The sequence below is a fragment of the Cupriavidus sp. PET2-C1 genome, from assembly GCF_054515855.1.
In genome coordinates this window covers 3,833,531-3,846,871 of sequence record NZ_CM137259.1, presented here as the reverse complement: position 1 = coordinate 3,846,871, position 13,341 = coordinate 3,833,531, and the positions used below count along the sequence as shown (strand labels likewise).

General features: G+C 61.6%; 8 protein-coding genes and 2 rRNA genes. 8 read left to right on the top strand and 2 right to left on the bottom strand.

Going from position 1 to position 13,341, the window contains the following annotated elements; all coding sequences use genetic code 11:
* The first annotated feature begins 118 nt into the window (after positions 1-118).
* The 3 genes from ACX12D_RS17320 (at position 119) to ACX12D_RS17310 (ending at position 4,481) form a co-directional block, all read left to right on the top strand.
* Positions 119-2,997: ribosomal RNA gene (locus tag ACX12D_RS17320) — 23S ribosomal RNA — on the top strand.
* A gap of 128 nt (positions 2,998-3,125) precedes the next feature.
* Positions 3,126-3,238: ribosomal RNA gene (gene rrf, locus ACX12D_RS17315) — 5S ribosomal RNA — on the top strand.
* 283 nt (positions 3,239-3,521) lie between these two features.
* Positions 3,522-4,481, top strand: coding sequence for a DUF3047 domain-containing protein (locus tag ACX12D_RS17310; RefSeq protein WP_459372076.1), 960 nt, complete (start codon positions 3,522-3,524; stop codon positions 4,479-4,481).
* A 7-nt stretch (positions 4,482-4,488) separates the two neighbouring features.
* Here the strand turns inward: ACX12D_RS17310 and ACX12D_RS17305 are convergent, their stop codons facing one another.
* Positions 4,489-5,682: a M20 aminoacylase family protein gene (locus ACX12D_RS17305; protein ID WP_441634019.1), complete on the bottom strand. Its 1,194-nt coding sequence runs from the start codon at positions 5,680-5,682 to the stop codon at positions 4,489-4,491.
* Positions 5,683-5,992: 310 nt separating this feature from the next.
* Here ACX12D_RS17305 and ACX12D_RS17300 point away from each other — a divergent pair, with 310 nt between their 5' ends.
* The 5 genes from ACX12D_RS17300 to ACX12D_RS17280 all read left to right on the top strand — a co-directional run bounded on the left by ACX12D_RS17300 (position 5,993) and on the right by ACX12D_RS17280 (position 11,817).
* Positions 5,993-7,579: an ABC transporter substrate-binding protein gene (locus ACX12D_RS17300; RefSeq protein WP_459372075.1), complete on the top strand. Its 1,587-nt coding sequence runs from the start codon at positions 5,993-5,995 to the stop codon at positions 7,577-7,579.
* A 254-nt stretch (positions 7,580-7,833) separates the two neighbouring features.
* Positions 7,834-8,811, top strand: coding sequence for an ABC transporter permease (locus ACX12D_RS17295; RefSeq protein ID WP_459372074.1), 978 nt, complete (start codon positions 7,834-7,836; stop codon positions 8,809-8,811).
* A gap of 4 nt (positions 8,812-8,815) precedes the next feature.
* A complete protein-coding gene (locus ACX12D_RS17290) occupies positions 8,816-9,736 on the top strand; it encodes an ABC transporter permease (protein ID WP_441634011.1) in 921 nt (306 codons plus the stop codon).
* A gap of 21 nt (positions 9,737-9,757) precedes the next feature.
* Complete coding sequence (locus ACX12D_RS17285) at positions 9,758-10,756, top strand: ABC transporter ATP-binding protein (protein ID WP_441634009.1); 999 nt, start codon at positions 9,758-9,760, stop codon at positions 10,754-10,756.
* Positions 10,753-11,817: an ABC transporter ATP-binding protein gene (locus ACX12D_RS17280; protein ID WP_459372073.1), complete on the top strand. Its 1,065-nt coding sequence runs from the start codon at positions 10,753-10,755 to the stop codon at positions 11,815-11,817. The genes ACX12D_RS17285 and ACX12D_RS17280 overlap by 4 nt, the downstream gene beginning before the upstream one ends.
* Positions 11,818-11,871: 54 nt before the next feature.
* On the opposite strand, the gene ACX12D_RS17275 is transcribed toward ACX12D_RS17280, so the two are convergent.
* Positions 11,872-13,041, bottom strand: coding sequence for an ABC transporter substrate-binding protein (locus ACX12D_RS17275; RefSeq protein ID WP_441634005.1), 1,170 nt, complete (start codon positions 13,039-13,041; stop codon positions 11,872-11,874).
* Positions 13,042-13,341: the final 300 nt, after the last annotated feature.

Genomic DNA, 13,341 nt, shown 5'->3' with positions numbered 1-13,341 from the left:
TGTATCAACCGAAATGTATTTAAGTGATCGAAAGATGACTTGGAATACGGCACAAATGCGAGAACTCATCCTGTAGCGAGCACGGCTTGAACGCAAGTTTGAGACACACTCGTTATAGGGTCAAGCGAACAAGTGCATGTGGTGGATGCCTTGGCGATCACAGGCGATGAAGGACGCGGTAGCCTGCGAAAAGCTTCGGGGAGCTGGCAAACAAGCTTTGATCCGGAGATGTCCGAATGGGGAAACCCGGCCCGAATGGGTCATCCCTGACTGAATACATAGGTCAGGGAAGCGAACGCGGCGAACTGAAACATCTAAGTAGCTGCAGGAACAGAAATCAACCGAGATTCCCAGAGTAGTGGCGAACGAAATGGGAAGAGCCTTGTACTCTTTAGCAGCATTGTTAGCAGAACGGGATGGAAAGCCCGGCCATAGCAGGTGATAGCCCTGTATGCGAAAACAGCGTTGTGGAACTAGGTGTACGACAAGTAGGGCGGGACACGTGAAATCCTGTCTGAAGATGGGGGGACCATCCTCCAAGGCTAAATACTCGTGATCGACCGATAGTGAACCAGTACCGTGAGGGAAAGGCGAAAAGAACCCCGGGAGGGGAGTGAAATAGATCCTGAAACCGCATGCATACAAACAGTCGGAGCCTGGAAACGGGTGACGGCGTACCTTTTGTATAATGGGTCAGCGACTTACATTCAGTGGCAAGCTTAACCGATTAGGGAAGGCGTAGCGAAAGCGAGTCCGAATAGGGCGTTCAGTCGCTGGGTGTAGACCCGAAACCAGACGATCTATCCATGGCCAGGTTGAAGGTGCGGTAACACGTACTGGAGGACCGAACCCACTAACGTTGAAAAGTTAGGGGATGAGCTGTGGATAGGGGTGAAAGGCTAAACAAGTCTGGAAATAGCTGGTTCTCTCCGAAAACTATTTAGGTAGTGCCTCGTGTCTCACCTTCGGGGGTAGAGCACTGTCATGGTTGGGGGGTCTATTGCTGATTACCCCGCCATAGCAAACTCCGAATACCGAAGAGTGCAATCACGGGAGACAGACATCGGGTGCTAACGTCCGGTGTCAAGAGGGAAACAACCCAGACCGCCAGCTAAGGTCCCTAAGATTGGCTAAGTGGGAAACGAAGTGGGAAGGCTAAAACAGTCAGGAGGTTGGCTTAGAAGCAGCCATCCTTTAAAGAAAGCGTAATAGCTCACTGATCGAGTCGTCCTGCGCGGAAGATGTAACGGGGCTAAGCCAGTCACCGAAGCTGCGGATGCACGTAAGTGCATGGTAGGAGAGCGTTCTGTAAGCCTGTGAAGGTGTCTTGTAAAGGATGCTGGAGGTATCAGAAGTGCGAATGCTGACATGAGTAGCGATAAAGGGGGTGAAAAGCCCCCTCGCCGTAAGCCCAAGGTTTCCTACGCAACGTTCATCGGCGTAGGGTGAGTCGGCCCCTAAGGCGAGGCAGAGATGCGTAGCTGATGGGAAGCAGGTTAATATTCCTGCACCGTCGTATGATGCGATGGGGGGACGGATCGCGGAAGGTTGTCCGGGTGTTGGAAGTCCCGGTCCCTGTATTGGAGAAGGCGCTTAGGCAAATCCGGGCGCGGAATTCAAGGATATGGGGCGAGCGGCCTAGTGCTGCGAAGCAATTGGAAGTGGTTCCAAGAAAAGCCTCTAAGCTTCAGTCATACGAGACCGTACCGCAAACCGACACAGGTGGGCGAGATGAGTATTCTAAGGCGCTTGAGAGAACTCGGGAGAAGGAACTCGGCAAATTGGTACCGTAACTTCGGGATAAGGTACGCCCTTGTAGCTTGACTGGCCTGCGCCAGGAGGGTGAAGGGGTTGCAATAAAATGGTGGCTGCGACTGTTTAATAAAAACACAGCACTCTGCAAACACGAAAGTGGACGTATAGGGTGTGACGCCTGCCCGGTGCCGGAAGATTAAATGATGGGGTGCAAGCTCTTGATTGAAGTCCCGGTAAACGGCGGCCGTAACTATAACGGTCCTAAGGTAGCGAAATTCCTTGTCGGGTAAGTTCCGACCTGCACGAATGGCGTAACGATGGCCACACTGTCTCCTCCCGAGACTCAGCGAAGTTGAAGTGTTTGTGATGATGCAATCTCCCCGCGGCTAGACGGAAAGACCCCATGAACCTTTACTGTAGCTTTGCATTGGACTTTGAACCGATCTGTGTAGGATAGGTGGGAGGCTTTGAAGCGTGGACGCTAGTCTGCGTGGAGCCGTCCTTGAAATACCACCCTGGTTTGTTTGAGGTTCTAACCTTGGTCCGTGAATCCGGATCGGGGACAGTGCATGGTAGGCAGTTTGACTGGGGCGGTCTCCTCCCAAAGTGTAACGGAGGAGTTCGAAGGTACGCTTGGTACGGTCGGACATCGTACCTAAAGTGCAATGGCAAAAGCGTGCTTAACTGCGAGACCGACAAGTCGAGCAGGTGCGAAAGCAGGACATAGTGATCCGGTGGTTCTGAATGGAAGGGCCATCGCTCAACGGATAAAAGGTACTCTGGGGATAACAGGCTGATACCGCCCAAGAGTTCATATCGACGGCGGTGTTTGGCACCTCGATGTCGGCTCATCTCATCCTGGGGCTGTAGCCGGTCCCAAGGGTATGGCTGTTCGCCATTTAAAGAGGTACGTGAGCTGGGTTTAAAACGTCGTGAGACAGTTTGGTCCCTATCTGCCGTGGGCGTTGGAATCTTGACGGGGGCTGCTCCTAGTACGAGAGGACCGGAGTGGACGTACCGCTGGTGTACCTGTTGTCTCGCCAGAGGCATCGCAGGGTAGCTATGTACGGAAGAGATAACCGCTGAAAGCATCTAAGCGGGAAACTCGCCTGAAGATGAGGATTCCCTGGAGCCTTGAGCTCCTTGAAGGGTCGTTCGAGACCAGGACGTTGATAGGCTGGGTGTGGAAGCGCAGTAATGCGTTAAGCTAACCAGTACTAATTGCCCGTAAGGCTTGATCCTATAACCAGTGTGTTTCTACCTGGTGTGAGTGTCGCGTGCCGCTGCCCAGCAGCTAGGCCGATACGCACAACCCCTACTACATCCCTATTCGCTGCGTTGAGCAAACCTCAGCGCGGCCACCGTTTATGCCTGGTGACCATAGCGAGTTGGAACCACCCCTTCCCATCCCGAACAGGACCGTGAAACGACTCCACGCCGATGATAGTGCGGATACCCGTGTGAAAGTAGGTAATCGCCAGGCTCTCCCTTGAAACCCCCCAGTACGAAAGTACTGGGGGGTTTTGCTTTTGTGGTGACGATTTATGGCTGCGGTTTTGCGCTGCCGCCACACCCGGAATCCCAGCGTCAGGGTACCGGAGCCTTCCTTCCCCCATATCCTTCTGTTACCGTTTGCCTCAAGCCCCGGCTTGGCCCGGCGTGACGCAATTCGATGCATTGACGCAGTTCGAAAGATTGAAAAAAAGTCCGGGCCGGTGCGCGCCAGCAGGCGCGACCAGGTGGTGGCATCCAGGTTTGGGGGATGAATGGCGGCCAGATTTTGCCTGTTGGCGCTGACCAGCGTGGTAGGTGCGCTTGTTTTGACGGGTTGCGGCACACTCGGAACGGCGTCCATGCCGCGGGGACCGATCCCGCTGTCGGGGCCCGGCGCCATGGCTGCGCTCTCGTCAAACGACTGCGGCAGCTTTGCCGCGCACATTGAGCAAATCAGGTTAGCCGAACCGGCGCAGATGCCGGTGTCCGCCGAGAGCGTGACAGCGGGCCTGATCGCAACGAGCCAGAATTCAGCGGAAGCTGATCATGCCAGTGGGCCCAGCGAGCCGGAAGAGCACCCCACGCTGAAGCACCTGCCCTTGTTCTCCGCGACGCCAAGCGGGCTTAGCAAGCCGGCAGGCTGGCAGCCCTGGACCGTCAATCGCAACAAAATTCCCACGCGATATACCCTGACAGAAGTCGACCAACGCATGGTGTTGCATGCCGAAGCCGACAGTTCGGCATCCGGCCTGTACGTACCACTGGTCGGGCGCGAGCCGGGCATGCTGAACTGGGCATGGAAGACGCGCGACGTCATCCGTAGCGCTGACAATTCACTGGCCCCGCGCGAAGACTCGCCGCTGCGCATCTTCGTCGCCTTCGATGGCGACAAAGGCAGCCTCTCCCTAAAGGATCAGCTGATGTACGAAATGGCGCGGCTGACAACCGGGCGCGACATGCCCTATGCCACGCTGATGTACATCTGGGGCGGGCGCAAGCCTGAAGGATCCGTGGTGTCGAATCCGCACACCGAACGTGTGCGGATGATCGTGGTCGACTCCGGTACCCGGCATACCGGCGAATGGCGTTGCCACCGGCGCGACCTGCGCGCCGACTATCGCAAGGCCTTCGGGGCCGATCCGGGCAAGGTGGTGGCGATCGGCCTCATGACCGATACCGACAACACCAGGAGCCGCGCCGAAAGCTGGTACGGCGACATCGCGCTGGACTGACGCGCGCTCAAGCCGGCGCCAGCCACTTCTCCGCCAGCTTCACGAAGAAGGTCGAGCCGACCGGCAGGATCTCATCGTTGAAGTCGTAGCTGGGGTTGTGCAGCATGCAGGGACCAAGGCCGTGGCCGGCTTCGCGGTGCACCCCTTCGCCATTGCCGATGAACAGGTAGCAACCGGGCTTTTCCAGCAACATGAAGGAGAAGTCCTCGGCGCCCATGGTCGGCTCGATCTTGCCGTCGACATTGCCCGCGCCCACCAGCTCGCTCGCCACTTCGACGGCGAACGCGGTTTCTGCTGCGCTGTTGACGGTGGGCGGATAGTTGCGGTGAAACTCGAATTCCACGGTGCAATCGAAGGCGCTCGCAACCGCCTTGGACACTTCTTCCATGCGGCGCTCGATCAGGTCCAGCACCGGCAGCGTGAAGGTGCGCACGGTGCCACCGATCCAGACCTGGTCCGGCACGATATTGGTGGCATCGCCACCATGGAACTGCGTGACCGAGATCACGGCAGCATCGATCGGGCGCTTGTTGCGGGTAATGATGCCCTGCAGCGCGGACACGATCTGCGCACCGGTGAAAACCGGGTCGTTGCCGTTGTGCGGCAGCGCAGCATGCGCGCCCTTGCCGCGCACGACAATGCGGAATTCATTGCTCGACGCCATCAGCGGGCCGGCGGTGGTGCCGAAGCTGCCGGCCGGCATGCCGGGCCAGTTGTGCATGCCAAACACGGCATCGCACGGGAAGCGCTCGAACAGGCCATCCTTGATCATCTCGCGCGCGCCGCCTCCGCCTTCTTCGGCCGGCTGGAAGATCAGGTTGATGGTGCCATCGAAATTCCGGTGCTCGGCCAGATAGCGTGCCGCACCCAGCAGCATCGCGGTGTGGCCGTCATGGCCGCAGGCATGCATGCGCCCGTCGTGCTGCGAGCGGTGGCCGAAGGTGTTGGCCTCCTGTAGCGGCAGGGCATCCATGTCGGCGCGAAGGCCGATGCTGCGCTTGCCGCTGCCATTGCGAATCACGCCGACCAGGCCAGTGGTGCCAAGGCCGCGATGGACCTCGATGCCCCAGGCAGCGAGGTTCTGCGCCACCACGTCGGAAGTCCGTTCTTCCTTGAAGCAAAGCTCCGGATGGGCATGGATGTCGCGTCGGATGCTGCGGATTTCAGGCTGCGCCTGAAGAATTTCGGGGATGAGTGTCATGATGCCAGTGAGGGCGTTGGATACCCCGATCATACGACGCCTTAGTCCAAAGCGCCAAAACAGGCGCCCGGCACGACACTTCCGCCACTTTCACCACCGCTCCCGCAGCGCATCACCGCCAACCAGCGCGGGGGTTTCCCCGCATTGCCCCGCATGGTGCTGTGCTGGAACAGTTCATGCTTGATGTGCTTGCCTGGCAACGTTGCTGCCTGCCGCGTACGTAGCCGCACCAAATTGCGGCGCTTGGCCCGATTTGCCTGCGCTGCCCTTAGTAGTCATTTGCTACATTTCTTCCCTGGAGAGTTGCGCAATGTCCCTTCGCACATGCAAGAAGGCATTCGGTGCCATGGTGGTAACCGCGGCCATGAGCTTCGGTTTTGCCAGCCAGGCCCACGCGGTCGATTTCAAGCTGGCCATGAGTTCGCCCCCGACCTCGATGGATCCGCACTTCTACAACCTGTTCTCCAACATCAACGTCTCCGAGCACATGTTCGAGTGCCTGGTGAAGATGGATGCGGACAGCAAGATCATTCCCGGCCTGGCCGAGTCCTGGAAGCTGGTGAACAACCTGACCTGGGAATTCAAGATCCGCAAGGGCGTGAAGTTCCACGACGGCTCGGAGCTCACCACCGACGATATCGTCTGGTCGCTCGAGCGTCCGTCCACCATCCAGAACAGCCCGGGCAAGTTCGACGTCTACACCAAGGCGATCATCAACAAGAAGGTGATCGACAAGTACACCATCCAGCTCACCACCAACACGCCGTACCCGCTGATGCTGAACGACCTGACGTCGATCTTCATCGTGCAGAAGAAGGCCACGCAGGGCCTGACCTCGGACGACTTCGCGCAAGGCAAGGGCATGATCGGCACCGGCCCCTTCAAGTTCGTCAGCTACGCGCGCGACGACCGGGTCGAGCTGACGAAGAACCCCGACTACTGGGGCCCCAAGCCCGCCTGGGACAAGGTGACGCTGCGCTTCATCCCGAACCCGGCCACCCGCATGGCGGCGTTGCTGTCCGGGGACGTGCAGGCCATCGAGAACGTGCCGACGCCGGACCTGCCGCAGGTGCGCAAGGATCCGAAGCTGTCCTTCTTCTCCAAGATCTCGCACCGCGTGATCTACCTGTACACCGATGACAAGAAAGACAAGTCGCCTTTTGTCACCACCAAGGAAGGCGCGCCGATGGACAAGAATCCGCTGAAGGATGCGCGCGTGCGCAATGCCATCAGCATGGCCATCAACCGCCAGGGCATCAAGGACCGCCTGATGGAAGGCCTCGCCGAGCCGACCAACAACCTGGTGCCACCCACGCTGTTCGGCTACAACCCGAACCTGAAGACGGTCAAGTACGACCCGGAAGGCGCCAAGAAGCTGCTGGCCGAGGCGGGCTATCCGAACGGTTTCGGCATTACGCTGCACACGCCGAACAACCGCTACGTCAACGACGAGAAGATCACCCAGACCATCGCGCAGAACCTGACCCGCATCGGCATTGCGACCAAGGTAGAGGGGATGCCGATGGCAACCTATTCTTCCAAGGGTATCAAGCACGAATTCTCGTTCGGCTTGCTGGGCTGGGGCGCGCAAACCGGCGAAGTGAGCTCGCCGCTGCGCGCGCTGCTGGCGTGCGAGGATCCGAAGAAGGGCTTTGGCACGACCAATTGGGGCGAGTACTGCAATCCCAAGATGGACGTAGTGCTGGAAAAGGCGCTGGCCACCGTGGATGACGGCGAGCGTTCCAAGCTGCTGCAGGAAGCTACCGCGATTGCCATCAACGATGGCGGTATCATCCCGATCCACCAGCAGGTGACCACCTGGGCCACCCAGAAGGGCATCACCTATGTGCCGCGTACCGACGAACGGACCTACGCGCACAATTTCAAGCCGCAGTGAAACGAAGGCCTGGGCAGTAGAGGTCAGAGGTTAGAGGTTAGAGGTGAGGCCGGGGAGCGCGACCACAACGCCGCGCCCCCCGGGCACAAGATCATCTGCAGGTAAAAGCGGGAAGCGTCCGCGGTCTGGGTGGCCGCTTCCCGGCGAATCATCCCCGGACGGTAGCCGGGCCTAGCCACGAGCCGACTGCCGGTGCAGCCAGGCGGCGCCCACAGGCGCCGCGGCCTGTCATCGGCGAAGGAAAGCTTCCGAACATGCTGGTTTTCATTATTCGGCGCCTGATGCAGAGCGTAGTCGTGCTCTTCGTCATGTCGCTATTGGTTTTCCTGGGCGTCTTTGCCATCGGCAACCCGGTCGATATCCTGATCAATCCTCAGGCCGACCAGGAGGACATCAAGCGCACCATCGCGGCGCTCGGGCTCGACAAGCCCCTCTGGGAACAATACTGGATCTTCCTGCGCAACGCGCTGCACGGGGACCTCGGCACCTCGTTCGCGCATGGCACACCCGCGCTCAAGCTGATCTTCGAGCGCATGCCGGCCACCATGGAGCTGGCCGTATGCGCCATCCTGCTGGCCGTGCTGCTCGGCATCCCGCTCGGGCTGTGGGCGGGCCTGCGTCCTGGCGGCGTGGCTGGCAAGACCATCATGGGCGTTTCCATCCTCGGCTTTTCGCTGCCCACCTTCTGGGTCGGGCTGATGCTGATCATGGTGTTCGCGGTGCAACTGGGCTGGCTGCCGTCCAACGGGCGCGGTGAAACCACCTCGTTGCTCGGCATCCCCGTCAGCTTCATGACGGTGGATGGCCTGCGCCACCTGCTGCTGCCGGCGGTGACGCTGTCGCTGCTCAATATCGCCATGGTGATCCGTCTCACGCGGGCCGGCACGCAGGAAGCGATGCTGATGGACTACGTAAAGTTCGCGCGGGCCAAGGGCCTGTCCAATACCCGCATCGTCGGCGTGCACGTGCTCAAGAACATCATGATTCCGATCGTCACGGTGATTGCGCTGCAGTTCGGCTCGATCATCGCCTTCGCCATCGTGACCGAATCGATCTTCGCCTGGCCCGGCATGGGCAAGCTGATCATCGATTCCATCCAGTTGCTCGACCGGCCGGTTATCGTGGCCTACCTGATGGTGATCGTGACGCTGTTCATCCTGATCAACCTGCTGGTGGACATCATCTACAGCGTGCTCGATCCGCGCGTGCGTATCGCCGACAACAAGGGCTGAGCTCATGACAACCGCAACCGAAACCACCGCGGCCCCGCCGCCGCTAGCCGAGCAGACCCCGCTGCGGCGCTTCGCCAGCCAGTTTTTCTCGAGCAAGATCGCCGTGACCGGCCTGACCTTGCTGATCATCATCCTGCTGATCGCGCTGTTGGCGCCCTGGCTGTCGCCGCAGAACCCATATGACCTCGCTACGCTCGATGTGCTTGATGCGCGCATGGCCCCGGGCGAGCAGTCCGGCAGTGGCATGACCTTCCTGCTTGGCTCGGACGAGCAGGGCCGCGACATTCTTTCGGCCGTGATGTACGGCCTGCGCATCAGCATCGGCGTGGGCGTGGTCAGCACCGTGATCGCGCTGCTGCTGGGCGCCACGCTCGGCCTGATCGCCGGTTTCCTCGGCGGCCGCGTCGAGGCCATCATCATGCGCGTGGCCGACCTGCAGCTGTCGTTCCCGCCCATCCTGCTGGCGCTGATCCTGCTGGCATTCCTGCGGCCCGGCATCGGCAATATCGTGATCGCGCTGGTGGCGGTGCAGTGGGCTTACTACGCCCGCACCACCCGCAGCGCGGCGCTGGTGGAGCGGCGCAAGGAATATATCGAGGCCGCCACCTGCCTGGGCCTGCCGCCGGGGCGGATCATGTTCCGCCACCTGCTGCCCAACTGCCTGCCGCCGCTGATCGTGATCGCGGCGCTGCAGGTGGCGTCCGCCATCACGCTGGAGGCCACGTTGTCCTTCCTCGGCCTGGGCGTGCCCATTACCGAGCCGTCGCTGGGCTCGCTGATCGCCAACGGACAGCAATACATGTTGTCCGGCAAGTACTGGATCAGCTTCTTCCCGGGCATTGCGCTGGTGGTCACCATCGTGGCCATGAACCTGGTCGCCGACCAGCTTCGCGATGTACTCAATCCGCGCCTGCAAACGCAGTAACGCAGCACGACAGGAGCGAATATGAGCAAACCGACCCTAGTGGTGGAAGGCCTCAAAACCCAGTTTTCCACGCGCGGCGGTGTCGCGCGCGCAGTCGACGATGTCTCGTTCTCGGTTGGCCGCGGCGAGATCATGGGCCTGGTGGGCGAGTCCGGATCGGGCAAGTCGATGACCGGCTACTCGATCATGGGCCTGATCGATCCGCCCGGCAAAGTGGTGGATGGCCGTATCGAGCTGACCAGCCGCGACGGCGTCACGCGCGACCTGCGCAACCTCACGCCGGCGCAGATGCGCGATGTGCGCGGCAACCGCATCGCGATGATCTTCCAGGATCCGATGATGACGCTGAACCCGGTCCTGCGCATCGACACGCAGATGATCGAGGCCGTGCTGGCGCATGAGAAGGTCGACAAGGCGGTGGCGCGCGAGCGCTCCCGCAATGCGCTGGCACGCGTCGGGATTCCTTCGCCGGACGAGCGCCTGCGCGCCTATCCCCATCAGTTCTCGGGCGGCATGCGCCAGCGCGTGGCGATTGCCATCGCGCTGCTGAACAAGCCCGACCTGATCATCGCCGACGAGCCCACCACCGCGCTGGACGTAACCATCCAGGGCCAGATCCTGTACGAGATGCAGAAGCTGTGCCGCGAGTCCGGCACCGCGCTGATCTGGATCACCCACGACCTGTCCGTGGTGGCCGGCCTGGCCGATACCGTGTGCGTGATGTACGCAGGCAAGATCGTCGAAGCCGGCGATGTGCGCCAGGTGCTGGAGCGGCCCGAGCATCCCTATACGCACGGCCTGATCAGCTCCGCGCCGTCGCGCAACCCGCGTGGCGCGCCGCTGCGGCAGATTCCCGGCATGACGCCATCGTTGCTGAACCTGCCGGCCGGCTGCGCTTTCCGCGAGCGCTGCGCCTACGCCACCGATGTGTGCAAGACCACGCCGCCGCTCGACACCGCGGCAGACGGGCGCCGCCTGCGCTGCTTTCATCCGGTTCTCTCCCAGCAGGAGGCCGCATGAGCGCCGCCGTTGTTGATCCCGCCCTCGCCGCCATGACGACTGATCCCAGCGCCGAACCCACGCCCAGCGCGCCCATCCTCGAATTGCAAGGCGTGTCCAAGCGCTTCGTCAAATCGCTCGACGCCGCAGCCAGGATCGCCAACCTCTTCGGCGCAGGGGCGAAGGAGGAGGTGGTGCATGCGGTCGACCGGGTCGACCTGTCCATTCGCGCGGGCGAGGTGGTGGGCCTCGTCGGCGAGTCTGGCTGTGGCAAGTCCACGCTGGGCCGCATGGCGGTGGGCTTGCATTCGCTGACCGAAGGCTCCCGCCTGTGGCGGGGCGTTGACCTGGACCGCCTGCCGCCGGAAAAGAAGCGCGAGAAGCAGCTGGCGATCCAGATGATCTTCCAGGATCCCTATGCATCGCTGAATCCGCGCCTGCGCGTGATGGATATCGTTGGCGAGGCGCCGGTCGTGCACGGCATGGTGCCGGCCAGCGAGCAGAAGCGCTACGTGGAAGACATGCTGGTGCGCGTGGGCATGGATCCCACCGTGCTGCGCCGTTTTCCGCACCAGTTCTCGGGCGGGCAGCGCGCGCGCATCGGCATTGCGCGGGCGCTGGCGGTCAAGCCGGAATTCCTGGTGTGCGATGAGTCGGTGGCGGCGCTGGATGTCTCGATCCAGGCGCAGGTGCTGAATCTCTTCATGCGCCTGCGGCAGGACTTGAACCTGACCTACCTGTTCATCAGCCACGACCTGGGCGTGGTCAAGCACATCAGCGACCGGGTGGTGATCATGTACCTGGGGCGGGTGGTGGAGTCGGCGCCGGCGGAAGATGTCTTCGCCAGCCCCAACCATCCCTACACGCAGGCGCTGCTGGCCGAGGCCCCGAAGCTGGAGGTGGGCAAGAAGACCTTCGTGGCGATCAAAGGCGAGATTCCCTCGCCGCTGAACCCGCCACCGGGCTGCCATTTTCATCCGCGCTGCCCGCATGCGATGCCGCGTTGCCGGGAGGAGCAGCCGCTGTTGAAGGAAATCGCGCCGATGCGGTTTTCGGCTTGCCACCTGAACGACATGGCGTAGGTGCGCTCAGCATCGTGCCCGTCTCACGCGTGCGCGAGACGGGCCATGTGCCCATCAGCGGATGACCTGCCCCCGCGAGTTGATGATGGTCATCTCGACAAATTTCGAACCAACGTGGCTGTCCGGGCTGAAGTTGATGATGTAGCCGCCGAGGTCGACGTTTCTCATGCTTTCCAGCGCGGTGATCAGCTTTTCGCGGGTGAGGTCCTTGCCGGCGCGGCGCGTGCCTTCGACAAAGGCCTTGGCGGCGATGAAGCCTTCGATGCTGGCGTAGTCGAACTCGTTGGGCTTGCCTGCCGCCTGCAGCAGGCGCAGGTATTCGCGCACCACCGGCAGCGTGGCGTTGCCAGGGTGGGGCATGACTTGCGAGATGATCACGCCGCTGCCCTTGGCGCCGACTTCCTTGGCGAGTGCCTGGGTGCCGACGAACGAGACGTTATAGAACTGGCCATTGAAGCCGCGGCGCAGCGCTTCCTTCACGAATGCGCCAGTGGTCCGGTACGCGTTGATCATCACCACCGCGTCGGGCTTGGACTTCATGGAGCCCTGCATGGCGTCGCCGATCTCCACCGTATTGCGCACCACGCCCTCGCGGGCGACGATCTGCACGCCGCTGTCGGGCGCGGCCTTGAGGGCGCGTTCGAGCGCTTCCAGGCCGGCCTTGCCGTAGGCGTCCTCGTTGTAGACCACGGCGACCCGCTTGAGGCCAGTGACACGGACCTGGCGCAGGATGGCCGCGGCTTCCTCGTTGAAGCCGGCGCGCACGTGGAAGGCATAGCGGTTGAACGGCTCGCGCAGCGACTGGGCGCCGCTGTAGGGGGCGAAGAACGGCACCCTGGCCTGGGTGGCCAGCGGCAGCGAGGCCTCGCCGGTCTCCGTGCCGACGTAGCCGAACAGCGCGAAGGCGTGGTCCTCGTCGATCAGCGCGCGGGTGTTCTTGGCGGCGGATTCCGGCTCGTTGAAGTCGTCCAGCACCTTGAGCTCGATCTTGCGGCCGTAGATGCCGCCGTGCTGGTTGATGTAGTCGAAGTAGAGCTGCGCGCCGGAATTGAGCTGCTTGCCTAGCATGGCGGTTGGCCCGGTGAGCGCAGCCGACTGGCCCAGCAGGATGGTGTCCGCGCTGACGCCGTTCTCGGCGCTGGCATTGGCAACGAATGAGCCGATGGCGCATGCCACCAGCAGGCCGGCAATGCGCCAGCCCCTGACCCCAGAATGCACTTGCATGGTTTCCCCGTGAAAAACGGTGTGTTCTTTACCCGTGAATGCCTTGCCGGTCTGTGCCGGCGCTGCCCTGGCGCCATCCCCTGGCGCAGCGTCGGGCTATCATAATCGAATACAATCGGAGCCTAACAATTTCCCCCGGCGGCGCCCGTCGGGGCGACGCCGGCATACAACACGCGACGCCGCCAGGCTAGTCCGGCAACGGCCTTTCCTGCACGGTGACCAGGTCCCGCCGCGTGTGGCCGCTCAGCCGCCCCAATGCATGTTGCCCCATGGCAGTCGCGCCGCCCGCTCCCAATTGCT